The organism is Micromonospora sp. KC723 (assembly GCF_004348595.1).
GTDB lineage: Bacteria > Actinomycetota > Actinomycetes > Mycobacteriales > Micromonosporaceae > Micromonospora.
Genome location: NZ_SMKD01000051.1, coordinates 1 through 25,179, shown reverse-complemented (window position 1 = coordinate 25,179; position 25,179 = coordinate 1). Strand labels below are relative to the sequence as shown.

General features: G+C 73.1%; 23 protein-coding genes. 13 read left to right on the top strand and 10 right to left on the bottom strand.

Going from position 1 to position 25,179, the window contains the following annotated elements; genetic code table 11:
• The first annotated feature begins 5 nt into the window (after nt 1-5).
• Both E1165_RS13970 and greA read left to right on the top strand, forming a co-directional pair.
• Entirely contained in the window at nt 6-440 is a 435-nt protein-coding gene (locus tag E1165_RS13970; protein ID WP_132391514.1) for a DUF4307 domain-containing protein, read from the top strand.
• A 143-nt stretch (nt 441-583) separates the two neighbouring features.
• A complete protein-coding gene (gene greA, locus E1165_RS13965) occupies nt 584-1,084 on the top strand; it encodes a transcription elongation factor GreA (RefSeq protein ID WP_132391512.1) in 501 nt (166 codons plus the stop codon).
• A gap of 70 nt (nt 1,085-1,154) precedes the next feature.
• Here the strand turns inward: greA and ilvA are convergent, their stop codons facing one another.
• From ilvA to E1165_RS13945, 4 genes are all read right to left on the bottom strand, one after another.
• Nucleotides 1,155-2,375, bottom strand: coding sequence for a threonine ammonia-lyase (ilvA, locus tag E1165_RS13960; RefSeq protein WP_132391510.1), 1,221 nt, complete (start codon nt 2,373-2,375; stop codon nt 1,155-1,157).
• A gap of 310 nt (nt 2,376-2,685) precedes the next feature.
• Nucleotides 2,686-4,095, bottom strand: coding sequence for an amidase (locus E1165_RS13955; protein WP_132391509.1), 1,410 nt, complete (start codon nt 4,093-4,095; stop codon nt 2,686-2,688).
• A 16-nt stretch (nt 4,096-4,111) separates the two neighbouring features.
• Nucleotides 4,112-5,254, bottom strand: coding sequence for a cystathionine gamma-synthase (locus tag E1165_RS13950; protein WP_132391507.1), 1,143 nt, complete (start codon nt 5,252-5,254; stop codon nt 4,112-4,114).
• Nucleotides 5,255-5,593: 339 nt separating this feature from the next.
• The gene (locus E1165_RS13945; protein ID WP_132391505.1) at nt 5,594-6,421 is read right to left on the bottom strand and encodes a poly-gamma-glutamate hydrolase family protein; all 828 of its coding nucleotides are present in this window, start codon (nt 6,419-6,421) and stop codon (nt 5,594-5,596) included.
• A gap of 332 nt (nt 6,422-6,753) precedes the next feature.
• On the opposite strand from E1165_RS13945, the gene E1165_RS13940 reads away from it, so the two are divergent.
• Nucleotides 6,754-7,176 (top strand): HIT family protein, encoded by a 423-nt coding sequence (locus E1165_RS13940; protein ID WP_132391503.1) that lies wholly within the window; start codon nt 6,754-6,756, stop codon nt 7,174-7,176.
• Between the two features lie 28 nt (nt 7,177-7,204).
• Here the strand turns inward: E1165_RS13940 and E1165_RS13935 are convergent, their stop codons facing one another.
• Nucleotides 7,205-8,458: a cation:proton antiporter gene (locus tag E1165_RS13935; RefSeq protein ID WP_132391501.1), complete on the bottom strand. Its 1,254-nt coding sequence runs from the start codon at nt 8,456-8,458 to the stop codon at nt 7,205-7,207.
• A 348-nt stretch (nt 8,459-8,806) separates the two neighbouring features.
• On the opposite strand from E1165_RS13935, the gene msrA reads away from it, so the two are divergent.
• The 6 genes from msrA (at nt 8,807) to E1165_RS13905 (ending at nt 16,226) form a co-directional block, all read left to right on the top strand.
• A complete protein-coding gene (msrA, locus tag E1165_RS13930) occupies nt 8,807-9,469 on the top strand; it encodes a peptide-methionine (S)-S-oxide reductase MsrA (RefSeq protein WP_132391499.1) in 663 nt (220 codons plus the stop codon).
• Between the two features lie 206 nt (nt 9,470-9,675).
• The gene (locus tag E1165_RS13925) at nt 9,676-11,460 is read left to right on the top strand and encodes an N-acetylglutaminylglutamine amidotransferase (RefSeq protein ID WP_132391497.1); all 1,785 of its coding nucleotides are present in this window, start codon (nt 9,676-9,678) and stop codon (nt 11,458-11,460) included.
• A gap of 2 nt (nt 11,461-11,462) precedes the next feature.
• On the top strand, nt 11,463-13,292 hold the full coding sequence (gene ngg / locus E1165_RS13920; protein ID WP_132391495.1) for an N-acetylglutaminylglutamine synthetase: 1,830 nt from the start codon (nt 11,463-11,465) through the stop codon (nt 13,290-13,292).
• Complete coding sequence (locus tag E1165_RS13915; RefSeq protein ID WP_132391493.1) at nt 13,289-14,464, top strand: osmoprotectant NAGGN system M42 family peptidase; 1,176 nt, start codon at nt 13,289-13,291, stop codon at nt 14,462-14,464. Before ngg ends, E1165_RS13915 begins: the two co-directional genes overlap by 4 nt.
• Nucleotides 14,465-14,790: 326 nt before the next feature.
• Nucleotides 14,791-15,720 (top strand): ribonuclease Z, encoded by a 930-nt coding sequence (locus E1165_RS13910; RefSeq protein WP_132391491.1) that lies wholly within the window; start codon nt 14,791-14,793, stop codon nt 15,718-15,720.
• Nucleotides 15,717-16,226, top strand: coding sequence for a GNAT family N-acetyltransferase (locus tag E1165_RS13905; RefSeq protein WP_132391489.1), 510 nt, complete (start codon nt 15,717-15,719; stop codon nt 16,224-16,226). Before E1165_RS13910 ends, E1165_RS13905 begins: the two co-directional genes overlap by 4 nt.
• A 13-nt stretch (nt 16,227-16,239) precedes the next feature.
• Here E1165_RS13905 and E1165_RS13900 read toward each other — a convergent pair whose 3' ends face one another.
• The 3 genes from E1165_RS13900 to E1165_RS13890 form a co-directional block, all read right to left on the bottom strand.
• Nucleotides 16,240-17,109 carry an intradiol ring-cleavage dioxygenase gene (locus E1165_RS13900; protein ID WP_132391487.1) on the bottom strand — a complete coding sequence of 290 codons (870 nt, stop codon included), beginning with the start codon at nt 17,107-17,109 and terminating at the stop codon, nt 16,240-16,242.
• Nucleotides 17,110-17,248: 139 nt separating this feature from the next.
• A complete protein-coding gene (locus tag E1165_RS13895) occupies nt 17,249-18,619 on the bottom strand; it encodes a cystathionine beta-synthase (RefSeq protein ID WP_132391485.1) in 1,371 nt (456 codons plus the stop codon).
• 77 nt (nt 18,620-18,696) lie between these two features.
• Nucleotides 18,697-19,053: a YkvA family protein gene (locus E1165_RS13890; protein ID WP_132391483.1), complete on the bottom strand. Its 357-nt coding sequence runs from the start codon at nt 19,051-19,053 to the stop codon at nt 18,697-18,699.
• A gap of 204 nt (nt 19,054-19,257) precedes the next feature.
• On the opposite strand from E1165_RS13890, the gene E1165_RS13885 reads away from it, so the two are divergent.
• The 4 genes from E1165_RS13885 (at nt 19,258) to E1165_RS13870 (ending at nt 24,046) form a co-directional block, all read left to right on the top strand.
• Complete coding sequence (locus E1165_RS13885) at nt 19,258-20,307, top strand: SGNH/GDSL hydrolase family protein (RefSeq protein WP_132391481.1); 1,050 nt, start codon at nt 19,258-19,260, stop codon at nt 20,305-20,307.
• Nucleotides 20,308-20,374: 67 nt separating this feature from the next.
• Nucleotides 20,375-21,178, top strand: coding sequence for an SGNH/GDSL hydrolase family protein (locus tag E1165_RS13880; RefSeq protein WP_132391479.1), 804 nt, complete (start codon nt 20,375-20,377; stop codon nt 21,176-21,178).
• 74 nt (nt 21,179-21,252) lie between these two features.
• A complete protein-coding gene (locus E1165_RS13875; RefSeq protein ID WP_132391477.1) occupies nt 21,253-22,515 on the top strand; it encodes an acetyl-CoA C-acetyltransferase in 1,263 nt (420 codons plus the stop codon).
• Nucleotides 22,516-22,555: 40 nt separating this feature from the next.
• A complete protein-coding gene (locus tag E1165_RS13870; protein WP_132391475.1) occupies nt 22,556-24,046 on the top strand; it encodes a CYTH and CHAD domain-containing protein in 1,491 nt (496 codons plus the stop codon).
• 4 nt (nt 24,047-24,050) lie between these two features.
• Here E1165_RS13870 and E1165_RS13865 read toward each other — a convergent pair whose 3' ends face one another.
• Together E1165_RS13865 and E1165_RS13860 are read right to left on the bottom strand one after the other, a co-directional pair.
• Entirely contained in the window at nt 24,051-24,371 is a 321-nt protein-coding gene (locus E1165_RS13865; RefSeq protein WP_132391473.1) for a hypothetical protein, read from the bottom strand.
• Nucleotides 24,372-24,407: 36 nt separating this feature from the next.
• A partial coding sequence (locus E1165_RS13860; protein ID WP_371687344.1) for a Bax inhibitor-1/YccA family protein occupies nt 24,408-25,179 on the bottom strand: 772 nt, incomplete at its 5' end.

The window sequence follows — 25,179 nt, the reverse complement described above, 5'->3', positions numbered from 1 at the left end:
CACCGGTGACCGAGACGCACGCCACAGTTCCACCGGGCACGCCGGTGTTCCCACCGGGTCGGTACGGCCGCCGCCGGGAACCCGGCCGCCGCCGGCCGCTGCTGGTGGGGGTGTTGGTGGCCGTCCTGGCCGGCGTGCTGGTCCTGGCCGCCACCCGGCTCTACGCCCGCTACGGCGACCCGAACTACGACGCCCAGATGATCACGTACGCCGAGATCACCGACACCGGCGTCCGGGTCGACTTCCGGGTCACCCTGCCGGCGGGCGGATCGGCGGTCTGCCTGCTGCGCGCCCGGTCGCACGACGGCGCCGAGGTGGGCCGCGACGAGGTGCCGGTCACCGCCGCGCCGGGCGAGCGCCACCTCACCGTCCGACACCGGATCACCACCACGGGCCGCCCGTTCATCGGCGAGGTGGTCCGCTGCCGGCCCACCGGATGAGCACCCATCGGCGGGGGTGACGTCCGAGGTCGACCGCTTCGCCCGGGTTGTCGTGCGCTGTTCGACGACACGTGGGTGTGTGCCGCGCTGGTAACTTGGTAACTCACCTGTCAGCCAGTCCGCACAACCGAGGAGAACGCCCTGTGTCCACGAACGGCAAAGAGGCGCCCGCCACCTGGCTGTCCCAGGACGCGTACGACCGCCTCCAGGCCGAGCTCGACGAGCTGATCGCCAACCGGCCGGTCATCGCCGCCGAGATCAACGCCCGGCGCGAGGAAGGCGACCTGCGGGAGAACGGTGGCTACCACGCCGCCCGCGAAGAGCAGGGCAAGGCCGAGGGGCGCATCCTCTACCTCAAGGAACTGCTCCGCACCGCCCAGGTCGGCGAGGCGCCGACCGCCGACGCGGTGGCCCCGGGCATGGTCGTGACGATCTACTTCGACGACGACGCCGACGACACCGAGACGTTCCTGCTCGGCTCGCGCGAGATCGCCTCCACGACCGACCTGACCGTCTACAGCCCCGAGTCGGCGCTCGGCAGGGCGATCCTGGGTGGCCGCGCCGGCCAGGCCTGCACGTACACGGCGCCCAGCGGCGCCGACATCAAGGTGACGATCGTCAGCTTCGAGCCCTTCACCGGCTGACGCCGGCCCCGCCGGGTCCGCGCGACCCGGCGGGAAGACCGTGCACGTCGAGGCGTGACACCGTCGGGTGTCACGCCTCGGGCGCGAAGACCACCTGGTAGCCGCTGGCCCGCAACGCGCTGATCAGCGTGTCGGAGTGCTCGACGCCCCGGGTCTCCACCGACAACGCCACCTCGACCTCACCCAACCGCAGGTGCGGGTTGGCCCGCTGGTGCTCCACGTCCACCACGTTCGCCCGGTGCTCGGCGATCTCGGCGAGCAGCGCGGCGAGTTGGCCGGGCCGGTCCGGGCAGCGCACGGTCACCCTGAGGTACCGTCCGGCGGCGGCCAGGCCGTGTTCGATCACCCGCATCATCAGCAGCGGGTCGATGTTGCCGCCGGAGAGCACCGCGACCACCGGGGTGGCCACCTCGACCACCCCGGCCAGCAGGGCGGCCACACCGACCGCGCCGGCCGGCTCCACCACCTGCTTGCCCCGCTCCAGCAGCATCAGCAGCGCCCGGGAGATGTCCTCCTCGGAGACCGTGACGATCTCGTCGACGAGCGCGCGGACGTGATCGAAGGTGATCTCGCCGGGCCGGCCGACGGCGATGCCGTCGGCGATGGTGGAGAACGCCGGCAGGCGCACCGGCGCACCGGCCCGCAACGAGAGCGGGAAGGCGGCGGCGCTCGCCGCCTGGACCCCGACCACCCGCAGGTCGGGGCGCAGCGCCTTGGCCGCCACCGCGATCCCCGAGATCAGACCGCCGCCGCCGACCCCGGTCACGATGGTCCGCACCTCCGGGCACTGTTCGAGGATCTCCAGCGCCACCGTGCCCTGGCCGGCGATCACGTCCCGGTGGTCGAACGGGTGGATCAGCACCGCCCCGGTCCGCTCGGCGTAGGCCTGTGCCGCCACCAGCGACTCATCGACGGTGTTGCCGGCCAACTCGACCTGCGCGCCGTACCCCTTTGTGGCGGCCACCTTCGGCAGCGGCGCGTTGACCGGCATGAAGACCGTGGCGTGGGTGCCGACCAGCCCGGCGGCGAGCGCCACCCCCTGCGCGTGGTTGCCGGCGCTGGCGGCGACCACGCCACTTGCCCGCTCGTCGGCCGACAGCCGTGAGATCCGCACGTACGCGCCCCGCACCTTGTACGAGCCGGCGCGCTGCACGTTCTCGCACTTGAGCCAGACCGGACCGCCCAGCGCGGCGCTCAACGGCCGGGACGGCTCCAGCGGGGTGGTCCGGGTGACACCGGCGAGCAGTTCCCGCGCGGCCCGTACGTCGGCGAGTCCGACCAGTTCCGTCATGCCCCGATCGTGCCACCAGCCTGCGGCGACGCCGTCTCCGCACCGGCCGCTGTCGGCGTGGTCACCGGCTGCGGCCGGGTGGGGCCGCCCACGGGCACCGCCGTGCCCGGCACGCCCCAGGCCGGGGTGGCCCGGGAGACCGATATTGTGCACCGGGTAGGTGGGCAGCCCCGGGGTCACGGCCGGACTGCCGAGCGGGGTGTGGCAGCGCTGGCACTCGTTCCAGCTCGGACACGTGGGGTCTCCGCAGGTGCGGCACGGCATCGGTGACCTTCCAGGGGTGCGGGCGGGGCCCGCACACGCTAGACGATCATGCGGTGGTCGGCGAACCCGAGCCGACGCGCGGGTAGCCGGGAGCGTGCCGGGACCAGGGGGCCTGCATCTCGAACTGCCCCGCCACGCCGAGCAGCAGCAGCTCCGAGCCGGGCGGGCCGACGAGTTGGACGGCGACCGGCAGCCCTTCCGGACGCCGGCCCACCGGCACCACGATCGACGGCAGACCGGCGATGTTCCACGGGGCGGCGAACGGGGCGTACCGGATGTTCGCCCTCATGTTCGCCAGCCACGACCGGCTCGACCAGGAGGTGGCCTCCGGCGGCGGCCCGGCCAACGCCGGCGTGAGCAGCAGGTCCACCGAGTGGTCGGCGAAGAAGCCGATGGAGCGTTCCCGCCAGGCGGCCCGCTCGGCCTCCCGCACGTACCCCCGGCGCTGTGCCCACTCCCCGAGCGCGACGTGCCGGCGGCTGCGGCGCTGGAGCAGACGCGGCGCCACGCCGGCGGCGCGCACGTCGGCGGCGGCCGCGGCGAGCCAGGTGGCGATGCCCTGGAGGCCGAGCGCCGTCGGGTAGACCGGGTCGGCGGGGACGGTGTCGTGCCCGGCGGCGGCGAGCAGCCGGCCGGCGGCGGCGACCGCGTCCCGGTTCGGCGCGTCCGGAGCGACGCCGCGCACCGGAGACCGCAGCGACACACCCACCCGCAGCCGCGGCGGCGGGACCAGCTTCTCCTGGGGGCGGCCGGCGAGCACCTGGAACCCGACGGCGGCGTCGGCGACGGTGGTGGTGAGCATGCCGTGCTCGGTGAGGCCGAACCAGTCCTCCGCGCCGAGCTGGCACGGCACGACACCCCGGCCCGGCTTGAGGCCGACCAGGCCACAGCAGGCCGCCGGGATCCGGATCGAGCCGAGACCGTCGTTGCCGTGCGCGATCGGCACCAGCCCGGCGGCCACCGCGGCGGCGGCCCCGCCGGAGGAGCCGCCCGGGGTGCGCCGGAGATCCCACGGGTTGCGGGTGATCGCCGACTCGTCGTCGGTGATCCCCCACAGGCCGAGTTCCGGCATCCGGGTCACGCCGAGGATCACCGCGCCCGCGCCGCGCAGCCGGCGTACCACCTCGTGGTCGGCCTCGGCGACGCCCGTCCGCACCGCCGCCGACCCGTTCCAGGTCGGCAGGCCGGCGACGGGGGTGTTCTCCTTGACCGCGACGGGGACACCGGCCAACGGCAGGTTGGCCAGATCCTCCTGCTCGTCGACCTTCTCCGCCTCGGTGACCGCCTCCCCGCCGCGTACCACCCGGAACGCGGCGAGCTCGGCGTCGGCCCGGTCGACGTGGTCCAGGTGGTCGGCGACGACCTGGGTGGCGGAGACGTCACCTCGCCGTACGCCCCGCGCGATCTGCTTGGCGGTTGCCCCCACCCAGGTCGGCATGATGTCCTGCACGGCCACCCTCCCCAGCCCGCGGTCAGCCCAGCGCCTGCTCCAGATCGGCGAGCAGGTCGTCGACCGTCTCGATGCCGACAGACAGTCGCACGAGATCGCCGGGAACTTCAAGCGGCGAGCCGGCGGCACTCGCGTGTGTCATCCGACCCGGGTGCTCGATCAGGGACTCCACGCCGCCGAGCGACTCGGCGAGCACGAACAGCTTGGTCCGGTTGCAGATGCCCACCGCGTGCTCCTCTCCCCCGGCGGCCCGGAACGAGATCATGCCGCCGAAGCGGCGCATCTGCTTGGCGGCCACCTCGTGGCCGGGGTGCGAGGGCAGGCCGGGGTAGCTGACCTGGGCGACCTTGGGATGCCCGTCCAGGTACGCGGCGATCCGTTCGGCGTTGTCGCAGTGCCGGTCCATGCGTACCCCGAGCGTCTTGATGCCCCGCAGGGTCAGCCAGGCGTCGAACGGGCCGTTGACCCCACCCATCGCGTTCTGGTGGTAGCGCAGCTCGTCGCCGAGACCGGCGTCGGCGACGACCAGCGCGCCGCCGACCACGTCCGAGTGGCCGCCGACGTACTTGGTGGTGGAGTGGACCACCACGTCCGCGCCGTGCGCGATCGGCTGCTGCAGGTACGGCGAGGCGAAGGTGTTGTCGACCACCAGCAGCGCCCCGGCGTCGTGTGCCACGGCGGCGAGGGTGGCGATGTCGGCGATGCCGAGCAGCGGGTTGGTCGGCGTCTCCACCCAGATGATCTTCGTGCTGCCGGGCCGGATCGCGGCGCGCACGGCGTCCGGGTCGGAGACCTTGGCCGGGGTGTACGCCAGCCCCCACCGCTCGGCGACGCGGGCGAAGAGCCGGTAGGTGCCGCCGTACGCGTCGTCCGGGATGACCACGTGGTCGCCGGGCGCGCAGACCGCGCGCAGCAGGGTGTCCTCGGCCGCCAGGCCGCTGGCGAAGGCGAGCCCGACCCGGCCACCCTCCAGCGCGGCCAGGCACTCCTGCAAGGCGTCCCGGGTGGGGTTGCCGGAGCGGCTGTACTCGTAGCCCTGCCGGGGCGCACCGACGGCGTCCTGGGCGTAGGTGCTGGTCTGGTAGATCGGTGGGATCACCGCGCCGGTGCGGGCCTCCGGGTCCTGGCCGGCGTGGATGGCGAGCGTCTCGAAGCCGTGACTCATGACGGGAACGTTAGTCCTCCCCGGCGTCCCGGTCGGTGGAACCCGGGCGCGGGTCACATCCGCCTCCGGGTCGCACGGTTTGGCCATACTGGCTCCAGTGACCTCCACCGACCTGCTGCTCTCCGCCTGATCGGCGTCGCCGAGCGCATCCCGAATCACCGACCCCCGCCAGCGGTGACGCTTCACCGGAGGCTGAGGGGCTGCGGCCAACCCGGTGACCTCCGCTGACCTGCTGCTGCGCCGGGCGACGACGGGCGCAGCACGTTCGGACGAACGTGCTGCGCCCCGTGCCGGGTCCGCATCCGGTGTCCCGGGCGGCGGATGGCGCCGCGCCGTGGGTCAGAGGATCGGCTGGGTCGCCTCGGTTTGCGCGATCGCCAGCCGCGTGGCCGCCACGAAGTCCCAGAACACCTGGTTGGTGGTGTTCTTGCGCTGCGATCGGGTGTTGGTCCCGAACATCGCCGACCGGAGCGGGGTGGTGATCTCCAGTTGGGCACCCATGCCGAGCAGCGTCCGGTTGACGATGTTGTCCGTCGCGGTACCGGCCAGCGCCGGGATGCCGGTTGCGTCGAAGGCGGTGAACCCGGCCGCCTGGAAGGCGTTGACCAGCCGCGCCCGGAACGCGACGTTGCGCCCGCCGACCGCCACCGCCTGGGTGTCCGCGGGCAGGCCCGCCGTGCCGGGGGCACAGCCGTGCAGCGCGACCACGTTCAGCGCCCCGGCCGCCACCGACATGGCGGGCAGGTCGTCGCAGTGCGTGGCGGTGACGTGCAGGTCACCGTTGCCCGTGGAGCGGATCCCTTCGAACATCCAGTAGTCGTGGGTGGGTCCGGCGGGCGGGGTCGCGGCCAGCGTCGCCGGGTGGTATCCCGCGATGGCCAGGCACAGCTCCGAGGTGCCGGCCTCGATCCCGCCGCCGTGCGGGGCGATGATCGCCGTACGGGGGAACGGGCTCGGCCCGGCGTCGGAGTTGTCGAACTGGGGATGCCGGCGGTAGCGGCGGGCGTAGTCGACGCCCTCGGCCAGGTTCGGGTCGGAGTAGAGATCGGTGTTGGAGTCGTACAGGTCGGCCGCGAACGCGGGCGTCGGGTGGGACAGTCCGACGAGGGGTCCGGCTACGGCCGCGGTGGCGATCATGCCGAGGACCGTTCGCCTGCTGGTGCTCATGAGGTGTCTCCTCCGGTGTGGATCGGGGTGCCGCCCGGATCGGGCATACACACCGTGTCACTGCTCCGATCCGGGCCGCGACGAGATTCCGACGCCACCCGCTCCTCGTCCGCGGCGCCCCGGACAGAGGGATCCCTGGCAGGACCAGGGATCCGCCGGAGAATCGTCAGTAAGGCTCGTCGTTGTGCTGTAGTCCATCCGACACCCCACCCGGTCCGACCGGACCGCACGCCTCGGCGCGCGGGCTCCCGTCGGACGACGGGCGGCAAGGTTGTCTCGACGAACCACGACGTCGCCGGCAGGGCGGCCGCCGTCGTACTAGCCTGGGCTCGGTGAGCGGGTGCGTGTTCTGCGGGATCGTGGCGGGCGAGGTGCCCGCGTTCACCGTCGCCGACGAGCCGGACGGGGTGGCGTTCCTGGACACCCGGCCGGTGTTCAAGGGCCACGTGTTGATCGTGCCGCGCACCCACCTGGTCACCCTGACGGAACTGCCCGCCGCCGCGATTCCCGGCTACTTCGGCCTGGTGCGCAGGCTCGCCGCGGCGGTGGAGGCCGGCCTGGGCGCGGGCGGCACGTTCGTGGCGATGAACAACAAGGTCTCGCAGTCGGTGCCGCACCTGCACACCCACGTGGTGCCGAGGACGAAGGGCGACGGCCTGCGCGGCTTCTTCTGGCCGCGTACCCGCTACGTCGACGACGCCGAGGCGCGGGAGTACGCCGGCCGGATCGCCGGGGCGTCGGCCGCCACCGGGTAGCGAACCACGGTGCCGCCGTTGGCCACCGTCAGCGCGATGGCGTGGCCCGGTCGGCGGGCTCGCGCCGGGTAATGTCCGGGGCGGGCGCACCCGGCCTCTTGGGCAGCAGCGGCCCGGCCATCGCCGTGGTGACCAGCGCCATGATCACCATCATGGTGAACATCTGCTTGTCCAGCACGTGCAGGCTCACGCCGACGTTCAACACGATCAGTTCGGTCAAACCACGGGTGTTCATCAGGACGCCGAGGGCGCGGGCGTCCCTGCCGGGCAGGCCGAGGGCCAGTGCCGGTGCGGCGGCGCCGAGCGTCTTGCCGACGCAGGCGACCAGGATGATCGCCCCCAGTTCCAGGTAGTTGGTCGCGGTCAGCGAGGCGATGTCGACGCCGAGCCCGGTGACGATGAAGAAGATCGGGAGGAGCACCAGACCGATGTTCTCGAACGGCTCGCGCACCTGCCGGCGCAGCGCGGCGTCGGGCTGGCGGGGCATGATGAAGCCGAAGGCGAACGCGCCGAAGATCGCGTGGATGCCGATCCACGTGGTCGCGTAGGAGGACAGGAACACGCCGGCGGCGACGAAGATCGCCAGGTACGCCGGCCGGTTCAGCACCACCGTCCGGCGGACGAAGGCGGCCAGTAGCGGGCGTACCACGGCGGACATGACCGCGAGGTAGGCGGCCGACAGCAGGGCGATCTGGGCCAGGTCGGTGCCGTCCCGGGCGGCGGCGATCGCGGCGACCAGCGCCAGGATGCACCAGGCGAGGATGTCGTCGATCGCCGCGCTGCCCAGCGCGAGCACGCCGACCTCGGTGTTCAGCAGTTTGCGGTCCTTGAGGATGCGGGCCAGCACCGGGAACGCCGTGATCGACATCGCGGCGCCGAGGAACAACGCGAACACCGTGAAGGGCACCCGCCGGCCGGCGACCGTGGCGTGGTCGGCGTAGAGCAGGGCGGCGAGCCCGACTCCCAGGGTGAAGGAGAGCGCGATCGAGCAGAGCGAGACCGACAGGGTCAACGCCTTGCGGCGGGCCACCACCCGGCGGTCGAACTCCCAGCCGATCAGGAACATGAAGAGCAGGAGCCCGACCTGTGCGATGGCGCCGAGGTAGGGCCGGGCCTCGGCCGGGAAGATCACCGCGGTGGGGTTGCCGGGTAGCAGCCCGAGCAGGCTCGGACCGAGCGCGATGCCGGCGACGATCTCGCCGATGACCACCGGTTGACCCAGGCGACGCAGCCAGCGGCCGAAGACGTGTCCGACGACCAGGACTATGGCGACGTCCGCCATGACCACGGCGACCGTGAGCTCCCCAGGACTGGCGAGTGACTGCACGAAGCCCCCAGACGGGTCCGGAGTCGACCCCGACGCGCGTCGGACATCGATCAAGATGAACCGGTAGCCGCACGCTAACCGTCCGCGGTGAACCCGGGCAATGGACGGACCGGAGCCCCGCACGCCCGGAGAAGGACCGGGTGGTCCGGGGCGTTTTCCGTCCGGCGCGACCCGAGAGCCCGGAACGCGCGGCCGTGTCCGGATGGCGGACCCGGGGACGCCCGGGTGATCGACGGCGGACCGGGTAAGGAACGGGGCACCGGCGGCGTTGCACGCTGGGAGAGGTACGAGAGGAGTCCCACCGTGTTCCTTCGCCGCATGAAGGCCGAGCTACCCACCCCCGACCAGGCCCTGCCGGGCCGGCCGATCGCGATGCCGATCGCCGACCGCCACGAGGTGCTCGATTCCTCGCTGAAGGGCCCGTTCCCGGCCGGTTCCCAGGTCGCGGTCTTCGGGATGGGTTGTTTCTGGGGTGCCGAGCGACTGTTCTGGACGCTGCCGGGCGTGCTCACCACCTCCGCCGGTTATGCGGGCGGCGTCACGCCGAACCCGACGTACGAGGAGGTCTGCTCGGGCCGGACCGGGCACGCCGAGGTGGTCCAGGTGGTCTACGACCCGACGATCATTAGCTACGAGGACCTGCTCAAGGTCTTCTGGGAGAACCACGACCCGACCCAGGGCATGCGCCAGGGCAACGACGTCGGCACCCAGTACCGCTCGACGATCTACACCACGACCGACGAGCAGCTGGCCACCGCGCAGGCGTCCCGCGACGCGTTCGCCCCGATCGTGGCCCGGGCCGGCAAGGGCGAGATCACCACGGAGATCGCGCCGCTCGGTGACTACTACTTCGCCGAGGACTACCACCAGCAGTACCTGGCTCCGACGAAGAACCCGAACGGGTACTGCAACCACGGCCCGAACGGGTTGAGCTGCCCGGTCGGCGTGGCCCGCACCGCCGGCTGACCGGCTCGACGGTGGAGCGACCCCGGCGGTGGGGGATTTGTCACATCCGGTGCGGCGTCCGGCGTCGTCGATCGGCGCGGATCACCGGTTCGCCCACCGGCGCCACCACGCTCTGCCACCGGGGACGCGGATTCTAGCAACGGCGTCACACAACTGTCATCGTCTCAACAGGCGAACCGCAACATGCTCTGGCAGCATTGGCTCACATGTGCGGACTTGCGGGAGAGTTCCGGCGCGACGGCGCGCGCGCCGACGTCGCGGCGGTGGAGCGCATGGCGGCCACGATGAGCGACCGGGGACCCGACGACAGTGGGGTCTGGTCCCAGGGGCCGGTCGCCCTCGGGCACCGCCGCCTGAAGATCATCGACCTGTCGGCGGCGAGCGGACAGCCGCTGGTCGACCCCGACGCGGGGCTCACCGGCGTCTTCAACGGCTGCGTCTACAACTACCGAGAGCTGCGCGCGGAGTTGCAGGCCAAGGGGCACCGCTTCTTCTCCACCGGCGACAGCGAGGTGGTCGTCAAGGCGTACGCCGAGTGGGGGCTCGACTTCGTCGACCACCTGATCGGCATGTTCGCCGTCGCCATCACCGAGCGCGACACCGGCCGGCTGGTGCTGGCCCGGGACCGACTCGGCATCAAGCCGCTCTACCTGGCCGAGTCGCCGGGCGTGGTGCGCTTCGCGAGCACCCTGCCGGCACTGCTGGCCGGCGGCGGGATCGACACCTCCATCGACCCCGTCGCGCTCGCGCACTACCTCAGCTTCCACAGCATCGTGCCGCCGCCGCGCACCATCCTGCGCGGCGTCGCCAAGCTCCCCCCGGCCACCGTCCGGGTGTACGAGCCGGACGGCCGCACCCACGATCGGGTCTACTGGGACCCGGCCTTCACCCGCAACACCGGGCGCGCCGGCTGGTCCGAGCAGGACTGGCAGGCCGCACTGCTGGAGTCGCTCACCACCGCCGTACGCCGCCGCATGGTCGCCGACGTGCCGGTCGGTGTGCTGCTCTCCGGCGGGCTCGACTCCAGCCTGGTCGTCGCGCTGCTGGCCGGCGAGGGGCAGACCGGCCTCTCCACCTTCTCCATCGGCTTCGACGCCGTCGGCGGCCGGGAGGGCGACGAGTTCGTCTACTCGGACCTGGTCGCGAAGACCTTCGGCACCGACCACCACCAGCTCCGGGTGGCCGCCCAGGACCTCGTGCCGCCGCTGGAGGCCGCCGTGGCGGCGATGAGCGAGCCGATGGTCAGCCACGACTGCGTCGCGTTCTACCTGCTCAGCCAGGAGGTGTCGAAGCACGTCAAGGTGGTCCAGTCCGGCCAGGGCGCGGACGAGATCCTGGGCGGCTACCACTGGTACCCGCCGTTGGCCCGGGTCGACCGGGAGCAGGCGCTCGACACGTACGCGGGGGCGTTCTTCGACCGGGACGCGGCCGGCCTGGCCCGGGTGCTGAACCCGGCGTGGCTGGCCGACGGCGACCCGGCGCGGGAGTTCGTCGCCGCGCACCTGGCGCGGGCCGGGGCGGACACCGCGGTCGACGCCGGCCTGCGGATCGACACCCAGATCATGCTCACCGACGACCCGGTGAAGCGGGTCGACAACATGACCATGGCGCACGGGCTGGAGGCCCGGGTGCCGTTCCTCGACCACGAGTTCGTCGAACTCGCCGCGAGCTGCCCGCCGGAGCTGAAGCTCGCCCAGGGCGGCAAGGGCGTCCTGAAGGAGATCGGCCGCAAGGTCCTCCCGCACGAGGTCATCGACCGCCCCAAGGGCTACTTCCCGGTGCCGGGCCTCACCCACCTCGAGGGCAAGCTCCTCGACCGGGTACGCGACGCGCTCTCCGCGCCCGCCGCCCGCCGCCGCGACCTGTTCCGCGTCGAGTACGTCGACGCGCTGCTCGCCGACCCCAACGCCGAACTGACCCCGTTGAACGGAAACAAGCTGTGGCAACTCGGCCTGCTGGAAATGTGGCTCCAGAGCCACGGAATCGACTGACGATGACCGAGACGCTGGCGACCGGCGCGGCCCGGACCGACCGGGAGCGGGTGCTGGGCCGACGCCGGGAGCGGGTCGGCCCCGGCGGTGACCCGGTGGCCCCCGGCACACCCGAGCCGCGCAGACAGCCGGCCGGCGCGGCGGACGTGGTGCTGGACTGCGGTTGGGGCCGACTGGTCTTCGGGCAGACCTTCACCGACCAGGCGGCCGTCGCCGACGTGCTGCGTTCCGAGGCGGCCGGCGCCCGGGACATCTGCATCTACCTGCGTGACCCGCACGTGTTGGTCTCCCGGCTCCCCGACGAGCTGTTCATCGACCCGTCGCTGACCTACCGGCTGCCGCTGGGCGAACACCGCCCGGCCGCCGCCGACGGCAGCAGCGAGGTGCCCGGGCTGGTGATCCGGCCGCTGCGCGACGCCGACGACGCGGACGCGGTGAACCGCATCTACGCCCGCAACGGCATGGTCACCGCGCCGGTGGAGGTGCTGGTGGACAACGCCCGAACCGACCGGTTCCTGCATCTGGTGGCCGAGGGCAGCACCGGGGAGATCGTCGGCACGATCACCGGGGTGGACCACGTCGCGGTCTTCGCAGACCCGGAGAACGGCGCCAGCCTGTGGTGCCTGACCGTCGACTTCAACACCGCCCCGCCCGGCACCGGCCAGGCGTTGCTGACCGCGCTGGCCGACCGGCTCGACGAGCGCGGCCGGGCCTTCGTCGACCTGTCGGTGCTGGCGGAGAACCCCGGCGCGATCCGGCTCTACGAGCGGCTCGGCTTCCGCCGCACGACCACGCTGTGCGTGAAGCGGAAGAACCCGATCAACGAGCGGCTCTTCCTGCCCGCCGCCCCGCAGGGGTACGGCGAGCTCAACCCGTACGCGAAGATCATCGCGGACGAGGCGATGCGGCGCGGGATCCGGGTGGAGGTCACCGACGCGCACTGGGGCGAGCTGCGGCTGAGCAACGGCGGCCGGACCATCCACACCCGCGAGTCGCTGTCCGAGCTGACCTCGGCGGTGGCCATGAGCCGCTGCGACGACAAGCGGGTGACCCGGCGGATCCTCACCGGGGCGGGCCTGTCCGTGCCGCGCGGCCGGACCGCCACCGGCGGGCCGGACGACCTGGCGTTCCTGGCGGACGTCGGCCCGGTCGTGGTCAAACCGGCCCGGGGTGAGCAGGGCAACGGCATCACGGTGGGGGTGCGCACACCGGAGGCGCTGGCCGCGGCGGTCGAGTTGGCCAGCCGGTTCTGCCCGGACGTGCTGATCGAGGAGATGCGGTCCGGCGAGGACCTCCGGGTGATCGTCATCGACCACGAGGTGGTGGCCGCCGCGGTGCGCCGGCCGGCGCAGATCACCGGCGACGGGACACACGACATCACCGAGCTGATCGAGCGGCAGAGCCGCCGGCGGGCCGCCGCCACCGGGGGCGAGTCACGGATCCCGATCGACGACATGACCCGCGAGGTGGTGGCCGACGCCGGGTACCGGATGCGCGACGTGCTGCCCGAGGGACAGGTGCTCACCGTACGCCGCACCGCCAACCTGCACACCGGTGGCACAATCCACGACGTGACAGCCGACCTGCACCCCGCGATCGCCGAGGCCTGCGTGACGGCGAGCCGGGCCCTGGACATCCCGGTGACCGGGCTCGACCTGCTGGTGCCCGCCCCCGACCAGGCGGAACACGTGTTCATCGAGGCGAACGAGCGGCCGGGGCTGGCCAACCACGAGCCCCAGCCCACCGCGGAGCGCTTCGTCGACCTGCTCTTCCCGGGGACCCGTGCTCCGCAGCGGCTCTGGAGCCCGGCCGGTCCCGGAGGGGGCGCGTGAGCCCCAAGCCGCTGGAGATCGACCTGGACTACCTGCGGCAGGTGCTGCTGGAGTTGCTGGAGATCCCGAGCCCGTCGGGGCGTACCGACCACGTGCAGCAGTACGTGGGCGAGCGCCTCTCCGCGCTGGGGATCACCTCGACCCTGACCCGGCGCGGGGCGCTCAGCGCCTGCCTGCCCGGCCCCCGGCAGACCGGCGCGGACCGGGCCGTCGTGGTGCACACCGACACCATCGGCGGGATGGTCAAGCGGCTCAAGGAGAACGGTCGGCTGGAGCTGAAGCCGATCGGCACGCACAGCGCCCGGTTCGCCGAGGGCGCCCACGTGCGGATCTTCACCGACGACCTGGACCGGGTGATCACCGGCCAGGTGCTGCCGCTGAAGGCCAGCGGGCACCGCTACAACGAGGCGGTCGACCTGCAGGGCGTCGGGTGGGAACTGGTGGAGGTGCGGATCGACGAGCCGGTCGAGGACATCACCGGGCTGCGGGAACTGGGCATCGACGCCGGGGACTTCGTGGCGTTCCTACCCAACCCGACGATCACCCCGAGCGGGTTTGTCAAGTCCCGGCACCTGGACGACAAGGCCGGCGTGGCGGCGGTGCTGACCGCGTTCAAGGCGCTCGTCGACGCGGGGATCACCCCGAAGGTCACCGCGCACCTGCTGGTCACCGTCACCGAGGAGATCGGCCACGGGGCCAGCCACGGCCTGGACCCGGACGTGGCGGAGATCGTCTCGGTGGACGCGGCGGTGGTCGCCCCCGGCCAGCAGTCCCGGGAGCACGCTGCCACCCTGGCGATGGGGGACGGCGTCGGCCCGTTCGACTACCACCTGACCCGCAACCTCGCCGCTATCGCGAAGGAGCACGGCGTCGACCTGGTCCGGGACGTCTTCGACTACTACCGCTCGGACGTGGCGGCGGCGGTCGAGGCGGGCGCGCACGCCCGCGTGGCGTTGCTCGGCTTCGGGGTGGACGCCACCCACGGGCACGAGCGCACCCACCTCGACGGGTTACGCCAGCTCACCCAGTTGCTCTGCCTCTACCTGCAGAGCGATCTGGTCTTCCCCGAGTGGGACGCCGAGCCCGAGGGCGACCTGGCCGACTTCCCGTCGCTGGCGGTGCAGCCGGCCAACGAGGAGGGCCCCCGCGACGGCCCGATCGGCATCGACTGAGCCGGCCGCGCCCCGGCGCCCGGCCCGGTGATCGAAATCCGTTGCCGGCACCCCCGCGAAGTGGATAACGTGGCCGTACACGGGAAAGGAGGTGGTCCAGACTTGTATAGCAATCGGACTCGTGAGGTGGCTGTCCGCTAGCCGCTGTCCTCGACAGTGAAACCCGTCCGCCGCGAGGCGGGCACCAGGCACCATCGTCGAGACCGTGTGGCAGCGGTGCGGCGAATCCACGACAGCCACCCGACCCCCGGGGTGCCGGCCCAGTCCAGCCGGCCCGCGCGTCAGCGCGGAAGCCCCGGGGGTCGCTTCGTCTCCAGGAGAGTTCCGTGTCGATGCGCGAGTTGGTGGTGCTGGGAACGGCCAGCCAGGCGCCGACCCGGCTGCGCAACCACAACGGGTACGTGCTGCGCTGGGACGACGAGGTGATCCTCTTCGACCCGGGCGAGGGCAGCCAGCGGCAGCTGCTGCACACCGGGGTCACCGCCACCGACCTGACCCGGATCTGCGTCACCCACTTCCACGGCGACCACTGCCTGGGCCTGCCCGGCATCGTCCAGCGCCTCAGCCTGGACCGGGTGCCACGCCCGGTGGCGGTGCACTTCCCGGCCGGCGGCGCCGAGTACTTCGCCCGGCTGCGCCACGCCAGCTCCTTCCACGAAACCGTCGAGCTGGCCGTCGAGCCGATCGAGGCGGACGGGCAGCGGATCGGCCTGCGCGGGGTGACGCTGGAGGCCCGCCGACTGCGCCATCCCGTCGAGACGTACGGCTACCGGCTGATCGAGCCGGACGGCCGCCGGATGCTGCCGGAGAAACTGGCCGCGTACGGCATCGCCGGTCCGGCGGTCGCGGAGCTGCTGCGCGTCGGCCACCTGGACCGGGACGGCCGCCGCGTCACCCGCGACGAGGTGAGCGTGACCCGACCGGGGCAGCGGTTCGCCTTCGTGATGGACACCGGCCTCTGCGACGGGGTTTACGCCCTCGCCGAGCACGCCGACCTGCTGGTCATCGAGTCGACGTTCCTGGAGTCGGAGGCCGCCCTCGCCGCCGAGGTCGGCCACCTGACGGCGGCGCAGGCCGCGCGGGTCGCCACCGAGTCGCGCGTACGCACGCTGGTGCTCACCCACTTCTCCCAGCGGTACGCGGACCCGCGCCGCTTCGCCGACGAGGCCCGGGAGCACTTCACCGGCGACCTGGTGATCGCCGAGGATCTGGCCACCGTGCCGGTGCCGCCCCGGCGGGTAACCTCGGCCCGGTGACCGTCACGCTGCGGCCCGCCGTGGTCGGCGACCTGATGCTGGTCGGCGCCCTGCACCAACGGTCCCGGGTGGCCGCCTACTCGTCGATCCTGCCGCCGGCGGCGCTGGCCGAGCCGAGCGAGGCGGCGATGGGCAGCTACTGGGTCGAGCGGTGGGCGTGGGAGCACGACGACCACCGGATGATGGTGGCGGAACGCGACGGCCGGCTGGTCGGTTTCAGCTACCTCGGCCCGGACGACGAGGGCGACCCGGCCACCGGCCTGCTCAACGCCATCCACCTCGACCCGGACGAACGCGGCCGGGGCACCGGCCGGAAGCTGATGGTCGACGCGCTGGACGCCATGCGCTCCCGGGGATGGTCCCGGGCCGTGCTCTGGGTGCTGCGGGACAACGCGCGCGCCCGGACGTTCTACGAGCGCGGCGGCTGGACCACCACCGGGCAGGTCCGGGACGAGCCGGTCGGCCCGGTGGTGGTCCCGCAACTGCGCTACGCCCGTTCGCTCTGACCTCCGCCGGCCGTCACGTCCCGTCCTGGTCCCGGTCGACCCCGAAGTTGATCACGCCGAGGTAGCCGTCGCCGTCCTCGGTGACCTTGAGCAGCATGCTGTCGGCGTAGATGATGTCGTCGGCGTTGAAGGTATCCCGCCCGGTGTGGGCGGCGTACGGCTGCGCCGCGAGGACCTTCGTGTTCAGCGCCTCGTCGAACATGAGCTGCGTGGTCAGCACCCGACTGTTGTCCAGGTGCACCATGGCGTGGATGTGCACCGTCCGGCCCCGGTACCAGCCGGGCCAGATGGTGGTGAACTCGACGATGCCGTCGGCGTTGGTGACCTGGGCACCCCGCAGGTATCGCTTGTCGTCGGTCGGGGTGAGGTCGGCCAGTTGCCCGTTCCCGCCACCGGACGGCGCGCCACCGGACGGCGCGCCACCGGGCGGGGCGCCACCGGGCGGGGCGCCGCCCGAGCCGCCGCTCGCCCCGGACGACTGGGCCTCCGCGCCCGAGTAGAGCCCGGTCGCGTCACAGTGCCAGATCTCCACCACCGCGTTCGCCAGCGGGCCGCACTGCTCGCTGTCCTGCACCCGGATGGCCACCCGCAGCCGGACGCCCGCCCGGTCCTCCCGGATGTCGCTGCGGATCTTGTCGGCGTCGAAGTAGTACGGCCCCTGGGTGGTGCTGGCGGTCAACCGGCACGTGTTCGCGTCGGCGAAGAGCGAGGTCAGATCGCTCGTCGTGGTCGCCTGCGGGGCCACCGTCTCGCCGGTGGAGGTGGTGACCGTCCCCCCGTCCCGCCCGCAGGCGGCCAGCAGGCCGGTCAGGCCGACCGAACCGATCCCGGCGATCAGGCGGCGGCGGCTGACCCGCTGCCCCTCATGGTGGTCGTACCCCATCTGTCCTCCCGGTTGGTGTGGCGGATCGTCCGGCACCGACGGTAGGAACGGGAGGTGGGCGGCGGCTGTGCCGTTCTTGTGGGCCGGCTGTGAACCGGACACGGCCGTGGGCCCCGCCTCCGGCGGGGCCCACGAAGGGTCAGCGCGCGCCGAGGTGCGTTAACAGGTCCTGCCGGGTGAGCACGCCCTTGGGCTTGCCGTCGACCAGCACCAGGGCCGCGTCGGACTTCTCCAGCATGGCCACGGCCTCGCTCACCGGCTGCCCGCCGCCGATCATCGGCAGTGGGTCCGCCATGTGCCGCTCGATGGTGTCGTGCAGGTGGGCCTGCCCGGTGAAGAGCGCGTCGAGCAGGTCCTTCTCGGCGATCGAGCCGGTCACCTCGCCGGTCACCACCGGCGGCTCGGCCTTGAGCACCGGCAGCTGGGAGACGCCGTACTCGCGCATGTAGTCGATCGCGTCGCGGACCGTCTCGGTCGGGTGGACGTGCACCAGCTCGGGCAGGCCGCCCGGCTTGCCGGCGAGCGCGTCGGCGACGGTCGGCTCGGTGCCCGCGTCGGCGAGGAAGCCGTACCGGGCCATCCACCGGTCGTTGAAGATCTTGGACAGGTAGCCCTTGCCGCTGTCCGGAAGGAGCACCACGACCACGTCGTCCGGGCCGGCCCCGCGGGCCACCTCCAGCGCCGCGACCACGGCCATCCCGCAGGAGCCGCCGACCAGCAGGCCCTCCTCGCGGGCCAGCCGCCGGGTCATCTCGAAGGACGCCTTGTCGGAGACCTCGATGATCTCGTCGGCGACGCCCCGGTCGTACGTCTTGGGCCAGAAGTCCTCGCCGACGCCCTCGACCAGGTACGGCCGGCCGGTGCCGCCGGAGTAGACCGAGCCCTCCGGGTCGGCGCCGACCACCCGGACCCGCCCCTCGGAGGCCTCCTTCAGGTAGCGGCCGATGCCGGAGATGGTGCCACCGGTGCCGACACCCGCCACGAAGTGGGTGATCCGGCCCTCGGTCTGCTGCCACAGTTCCGGGCCGGTGCTCTCGTAGTGCGAGCGCGGGTTGGCCGGGTTGCTGTACTGGTCCGGCTTCCAGGCGCCGGGGATCTCCCGGGCCAGCCGGTCGGAGACGTTGTAGTAGGAGCGCGGGTCCTCCGGTGCGACGGCGGTCGGGCAGACCACCACCTCGGCGCCGTACGCCCGCAGCACGTCCTGCTTGTCCTGGCTGACCTTGTCCGGGCAGACGAACACGCACTTGTAGCCCTTGAGCTGGGCGACCAGGGCCAGCCCGACGCCGGTGTTGCCGCTGGTCGGCTCGACGATCGTGCCGCCCGGCTTGAGGATCCCGGCGGCCTCGGCGTCCTCCACCATCCGCAACGCGATCCGGTCCTTCACCGAACCGCCGGGGTTGAGGTACTCCACCTTCGCCAGCACCGTGGCCTGGATACCGTCGGTGACGTTGCGGAGCCGCACCAGCGGGGTGTCGCCGATCAACTCGACGACGTTGTCGTAGTACTGCACCTCGTTGTGCCCTTCGTTGCGGCGCCGGCGCCGGCGGCCGGGCAGACGTACTCGTTCGTCGCCCAGCGTACGTGCCGTCAGCCGATCACCTGCCCGGGGACCACGGACGCGCGACCCGCCTCCCACTCCAGGAAGCGCTCCGTCTCGGCCAGCACGCTGCCGGCCAGCCAGGTCACCATCACCGCGTCGTCGAGCAGGCCGAAGACCGTCAGGAACAGCTCCGGCACCACGTCCACCGGGGAGACGACGTACGCCGTCGCCGCCGCCATCATCGCCAGCCGCAGGCCGCCGTCGTACTCGCCCCGGGCGGTCGCCCGGACCATCCTCGGCACGGCGGCCAGCCGGACGCCCAGCGACGGCCCGCCCCGCGCGCCCGCCGCCACTGCCCGGGCCAGCGCGGCGAATGCCGCGCTCCGCTTCAACGTCCTACCCATCGTTCCGCCCCTCTCGCCGGTCCAAGGGTGCCTGGGCGGCGCAAGTCCCCTGCCGGCAGCCGGTCGTCGTTGCCGTACTGGTACCCCGAACGGTCCCCGCCCAGCCATGCGCCGGACAGCCGTCCTGAACCCGCGCCTGGTCGTGCCCGGCGGCCGGGGTCGCGAGGTCGGCGGCGTGTCGTGCCGGCGCGATAATGTCGCGGTATGGGGGTGGCTGGTTCCGTCGTACCGGTGGGTTCGCGTTGGCGGCGCGTCCGGCAGTTCGCCCGGCTGGCGGCGATCGGCACCGGCGCCACCACGGCGGCCGTGGTCGCCACCGGCGGGGTGCTGGTCGGGCAGGCCCGGCAGGCCCGGCGCACGATCCCGATGGCCGAGGCACCGCCGCCGCGCTGCGACGGCGTCTACGGCGCGAAGCTGCCCGGCCCGGCGCTGACCATGGTGATCCTGGGCGACTCCTCGGCGGCCAGCTACGGGGTGCACCGCCGGCGAGAGACGCTCGGCGCGCTGCTGGCCACCGGGCTGTCCCGGCGGCTGCACCGGCCGGTCCGGCTGCGCCGCTTCGCCGTGGTGGGCGCCCTGTCGGCGGGGCTGAAACCGCAGGTCGAGTCGGCCCTGGAAGGCGACCCGGACGTGGCGGTGATCCTGGTCGGCGGCAATGACGTCACCAACCGCACCCCACCCGCCGTGGCGGTGCGGTACCTCGTCGACGCGGTCCGTGCGCTGCGCGCCGCCGGCTGCGAGGTGGTCGTCGGCACCTGCCCGGATTTGGGGGCCATCCAGCCGATCCAGCCTCCGCTGCGCTGGCTGGCCCGGCGGTGGAGCCGGCAGCTCGCCGCCGCCCAGACGGTGGCGGTGGTCGAGGCGGGCGGCTGGACGGTCTCCCTCGGCGACCTGCTCGGCCCCCGCTTCGCGGCGGAGCCGACCCGGATGTTCGCCTGGGACCGGTTCCACCCCTCCGCCGAGGGATACGCGGTGGCCGCCGCCGCACTGCTGCCCACCGTGCTCTCCGCCCTCGGCGCGGGCCCGGAACGCCGGCCTGTTCTCGGCCGTGGCGAGGGCGTACGCTCGCTGCCGCAGGCCGCCCACGAGGCGGCGCGGCACGCCGGCACCGAGGTCAGCGGCACCCAGGTCCGGGGGCGCGACCGGGGGCCGGCAGGCCGTTGGGCGCAACTGCGCCGGCGGACCTTCTTCGGCGTCGGTGTGGTGCCGCAACCCGGCACCGCCGACGCACCCACACTGGAGGGAACGTCATGATCGGGCGCATCATCCGGCTCAGCGCGTCGGCGCCTGACGGCGGTGCCAGCCGGACGGAGGGAACGTCATGAGCGAGCGGTCGGTCGGCGCCGAGCTGGCGCTCAGACTCGGCAAGGCGGCAGCGGTCTCCCTGGTGGCCGGCACGATCGGCGGCGCCGCGGTGCTCGCCGGGCAGGCCGTGGCGGCCCGCGGGCGCAGCTACGCCCAGCCGGAGCTCGGGCTGGCGCTGCGGGCCACGGTGGGTCGGGCCGGCGCGCCGCCGCTGCGGCTGGTGCTGCTCGGCGACTCCTCGGCCCTCGGCGTCGGGGTGGAACGCTTCGACGAGACCGTCGGGGGGCAGCTCGCCAACCTGCTGGCCGAGGGGCCGGCCGGTCGACGGGTGCACCTGTCCAGCGTGGGCGTCTCGGGTTCGCGCTCGACCGACCTGGCCACCCAGGTGGCCCGGGCGCTGCTCGGCGAACGCCCGGACGTCGCGGTGATCCTGGTCGGAGCCAACGACGCCACCGGGATGCGCCGGCCGGCCGAGGCGGCGGCGTACCTCGCCTCGGCGGTGCGCCGGCTGCGGGAGGCGCGCGTCCAGGTCGTGGTGGGCACCTGTCCCGACCTCGGGGCGGTACGGGCCGTGGCGCAGCCGCTGCGGCAGGTGCTCGGCTGGTCGGGCCGGCGGATCGCCCGCGCCCAGACGGCCGCCGTGCTCGACGCCGGCGGGAGCGTGGTCGACCTGGCCACCGAGACCGGGCCGGTGTTCCGGGCGGACGCCGGCACACTCTGCCACGACGGCTTCCACCCCTCGGCCGACGGCTACCGGGTCTGGGCCCACGCCCTGCTTCCCGCGGTCGCCGCCGCCGCCACCGCGGCCTCGCCGCACTGACGGCCCGCCCGGGGTGACATTTCCCGCCGGGTGGCTCCTTCCGGGTAAAGTTACTCGCGGGTTAACGTTGGTTCATGCCGATTGAGTCGTCCCGCGACGCCGTCATCGTCGCCACCGCCCGGTCCCCCATCGGGCGCGCGTTCAAGGGTTCGCTGCGCGACATCCGCCCGGACGATCTCGCCGCGACCATCGTCCAGGCCGCGCTGGACAAGGTTCCCGGGCTCGACCCGACCGAGATCGACGACCTGTACCTCGGGTGTGGTCTGCCCGGCGGTGAGCAGGGCTTCAACATGGCCCGGGTGGTCGCCACCCTGATGGGGTTGGACGGCGTGCCCGGGGCGACGCTGACCCGCTACTGCGCCTCGTCGTTGCAGACGACCCGGATGGCGATGCACGCGATCCGGGCCGGTGAGGGTGATGTCTTCGTCTCCGCCGGGGTGGAGATGGTGTCCCGGTACGCCCGGGGCAACTCGGACACCCTGCCGCCCGAGGCGCAGGCGCTGGTCGGCGGCGGCTGGGAGAACCCGCGCTTCGCCGAGGCGCGGGCGCGCTCGAAGCGCCGCGCCGAGGGTGACACCGAGGTGTGGACCGACCCGCGGGAGGCCGGCGAGCTGCCGGACATCTACCTGGCCATGGGGCAGACCGCCGAGAACCTGGCCCAGGTGTACGACGTGACCCGCGAGGACATGGACGCCTTCGGGGTACGCAGCCAGAACCTTGCCGAGAAGGCCATCGCCGACGGCTTCTGGGCCCGGGAGATCACCCCGGTGACCACCCCGGACGGCACCGTGGTCGGCGCCGACGACGGGCCGCGTCCCGGCGTGACCCTGGAGGCGGTGGCCGGGCTGAAGCCGGTCTTCCGCCCGGACGGCCGGATCACCGCCGGCAACTGCTGTCCGCTCAACGACGGCGCCGCCGCCGTGGTGGTGATGAGCGCCCAGCGGGCGAAGGATCTCGGGTTGACTCCACTGGCCCGGATCGTCTCCACCGGCGTGACCGCGTTGTCGCCGGAGATCATGGGCCTCGGCCCGGTCGAGGCGTCCCGGCAGGCGCTCAGGCGGGCCGGCATGACGATGGACGACGTCGACCTGGTCGAGATCAACGAGGCGTTCGCCGCCCAGGTGATCCCCTCCTACCGGCAGCTCGGCATCCCCGAGGAGAAGCTGAACGTGATGGGTGGCGCCATCGCCGTCGGTCACCCGTTCGGCATGACCGGCGCCCGGATCACCGGAACCCTGCTCAACGCCCTGGAGTGGCACGACCGGACCATCGGCCTGGAGACCATGTGCGTCGGCGGCGGCCAGGGCATGGCGATGGTGCTGGAACGGCTGAACTGATCGTCGATTCGCCGGCACCGCGTCCGGGTATCCGGCCGTCATGGCTGCCGTGGTGGAACGGGAACGCAAGTACTCCGGTGACGACGGTTTCCGGCTGCCGGATCTGACGGGCTGTGGTGGCGTCGCGAGAATCTCCGACGCCACCACGCTCGACCTGGACGCGGTCTACCACGACACCGCCGACCTGCGGCTGGCCCGCAGCGGCTACGCGCTGCGCCGGCGCACCGGCGGCCACGACGCGGGGTGGCACCTGAAGGTCGGCGCGGCCGGCGGCCCTCGCACCGAGTACCAGGTCCCGGCCGGGCCGGACGACGGCGAGCCGCCGGCCGAGCTGGTCGGGCTCTTCCGGGCCGCCTCCCGGGGCGCGCCGGTCGCACCCGCGGCCCGGGTCACCACCCGGCGGCGGGAGCACCGCCTGCTCGACGGGCAGGGCCGGGTGCTGGCGGAGGTCGCGGAGGACGCCGTCGAGAGCCACGACCTGGTCAGCGACGAACGGCAGGCCTGGCACGAGGTCGAGGTCGAGTTGGTCGACGGCGACGACCGGCTGCTCGACGCGGTGGAGGTGAGGCTGCGGGAGGCGGGGGCACGACCGGTGTCCGTCTCGAAGTCCCACCGCGCGCTGGGCGGCCGGCTCGCCACCGTGCCGGCCCGGACGCGGCCGGATCGGGGCGCTCCCGTCGTCGACTACCTCCGCGCGCAACGGGACGCGCTGATCGCGAACCATCCGGCCGCCCGGCACGGGGACGAGAACGCCGTACACGACATGCGGGTCGCGGTTCGCCGGCTACGCGCCACGCTGCGGACCTTCCGGGGTCTGTGGGATCGGCGGGAGAGCGAGCAGCTCCGCGCCGAGCTGCGGTGGCTCGGCGCGCAGCTCGGCGCGGTCCGGGACGCTCAGGTGCTGGCGGCCCGGCTGACCACGGCCGTGGCGGCCGAACCACCCGAGTTGGTGCTCGGCCCGGTCGCCGCGCGGATCGCGGAACGGTTCGCCACCGACGTCGCCACCGCTCTCGACTCGCTGGCGCGGGCCTTCGACTCCGAGCGATACCCGCAGCTACTCACCCGGTTGGACCGGCTGGCGGAGGACACGACGGCGGATACGGTCACCCGGCGGTGGGTGATCCGCCGGGTCCGGCGGGCGCTGACCCGCGCCGACGACCGGCTGGACCGCGCCCTGTCCGGGTCGGGCCGGGGCGCGGAGCAGGCCACGGCGTTGCACGAGGCGCGCAAGGCGTACAAGGCGGCGCGCTACGCCGTCGAGGTGTGCGAACCCGCGGTGGGGAAGCCCGCCACGGCACTGCTGACCCGGTTGAAGGACCTTCAGAACCTACTCGGCGCGTACCAGGACTCGGTGATGACGCGGGAGGCGCTGCGGCGGGAGGCGCTGCGGGCGTACGCCGACGGCGAGAACACCTTCACCTACGGGCTGCTGCACGCCCGGCAGGCGACGGCAGAGCGGGATCTGGCCGCCGTCGCCGCCGCCCGGAGGCGGAGCGGTCGCCGGAAGGTACGCCGTTGGTTGAAGGGCTGACCGGTCAGAGCGCGGCCCGGGTCGCCGTCACGTCGTTCACGGCCCGGGCCAGCACCCCCTCGGACGGCCCGGCCGCGACCAGGTCGGCGGTGACGACCCGGAGTTGGTCGACCAGAGCTAGGTCGTTCGGCAGCCGGGGCACCGGCCGCCGCGGTCGGCCCTCGGCGTCCGCGCCCAGGTCGGCGATCTCCTGCACCAGCCGGTACACCAGGTCCGCGCGGGACGCGCCGCCGCCGTCCGGCACGGCCGTCCAGCGAGGCTGCTGCCAGTGCCCCACCTGACGGACCAGCAACCCCACCGCCCGGTCCAACTCCGCTGCACTCATCGCCGGTGAGTCTACGGCCGCAGGGGTGCGCCACGGTCAGCGCCGCAGGTAGCTGAGCAGCCGGAGGATCTGCCAGTACAGGAAGATCAACCCGACCAGCAGCCCGAAGGCACAGAGCCAGGCGTACCGGCGGGGCAGACCGCCCCGGACCGACCGTTCGATCTGGTCGAAGTCGAGGACGAAACTCAACGCCCCGGCGATGATGGCCACTCCGGAGAAGACGTACGGCAGCCAGCCCACCTGGCCGGTGAGGCTGTAGACCTCCACCCCCTGCCGGCCGGTGAAGAGCCGGAAGACCAGGTTCACCAGGGTCACCGCGAGCACCCCGAGCAGAGTGCCGATCACCAGGCGGGCCAGGCGTGGGGTGGCCCGGACCAGCCGGGCCCGGTAGAGCAGCGCCATGCCGAGGAACACCCCGAAGGTGCCCACCACGGCCTGCGCCACGATCCCGGGATAGACCGCCTCGAAGGACCGGCTCGCCACACCGAGCAGCAGCCCCTGGAGCAGGGCGTACCCGATGATCGGGGCCGGCTGGGTGATGCCACGCAGCGAGATCACCAGGACCAGCGCCACACCGGCGAGCGCGGTGCCGGCCAGTGCCGCGGGAAGCCACTGCGCCGGGGGTACGACGACCCAGGCCGCTGCCGCGACGGCTCCGGTGAGCAACAGCAGCCCGACGGCGCGGACCACCACGTCGTCGACCGTCACCGCCTCCGTGCCCCCGACCCCGGGCAGCCGGTGTTCCCGGCTGGTCTCGCCCAGCCGGTCCAGAACCGGATTGGCGCTTCGCACCCGCACCCCCTCGCCC

Excerpts from the sequence above, each read along its gene's own strand:
- ilvA (WP_132391510.1), bottom strand. The coding sequence starts at position 2,375 with ATGACGGAACTGGTCGGACTCGCCGACGTACGGGCCGCGCGGGAACTG.
- E1165_RS13950 (WP_132391507.1), bottom strand. The coding sequence starts at position 5,254 with ATGAGTCACGGCTTCGAGACGCTCGCCATCCACGCCGGCCAGGACCCG.
- E1165_RS13945 (WP_132391505.1), bottom strand. The coding sequence starts at position 6,421 with ATGAGCACCAGCAGGCGAACGGTCCTCGGCATGATCGCCACCGCGGCC.
- E1165_RS13935 (WP_132391501.1), bottom strand. The coding sequence starts at position 8,458 with ATGGCGGACGTCGCCATAGTCCTGGTCGTCGGACACGTCTTCGGCCGC.
- E1165_RS13925 (WP_132391497.1), top strand. The coding sequence starts at position 9,676 with ATGTGCGGACTTGCGGGAGAGTTCCGGCGCGACGGCGCGCGCGCCGAC.
- ngg (WP_132391495.1), top strand. The coding sequence starts at position 11,463 with ATGACCGAGACGCTGGCGACCGGCGCGGCCCGGACCGACCGGGAGCGG.
- E1165_RS13900 (WP_132391487.1), bottom strand. The coding sequence starts at position 17,109 with ATGGGGTACGACCACCATGAGGGGCAGCGGGTCAGCCGCCGCCGCCTG.
- E1165_RS13890 (WP_132391483.1), bottom strand. The coding sequence starts at position 19,053 with ATGGGTAGGACGTTGAAGCGGAGCGCGGCATTCGCCGCGCTGGCCCGG.
- E1165_RS13885 (WP_132391481.1), top strand. The coding sequence starts at position 19,258 with ATGGGGGTGGCTGGTTCCGTCGTACCGGTGGGTTCGCGTTGGCGGCGC.
- E1165_RS13880 (WP_132391479.1), top strand. The coding sequence starts at position 20,375 with ATGAGCGAGCGGTCGGTCGGCGCCGAGCTGGCGCTCAGACTCGGCAAG.
- E1165_RS13875 (WP_132391477.1), top strand. The coding sequence starts at position 21,253 with ATGCCGATTGAGTCGTCCCGCGACGCCGTCATCGTCGCCACCGCCCGG.
- E1165_RS13870 (WP_132391475.1), top strand. The coding sequence starts at position 22,556 with ATGGCTGCCGTGGTGGAACGGGAACGCAAGTACTCCGGTGACGACGGT.
- E1165_RS13865 (WP_132391473.1), bottom strand. The coding sequence starts at position 24,371 with ATGAGTGCAGCGGAGTTGGACCGGGCGGTGGGGTTGCTGGTCCGTCAG.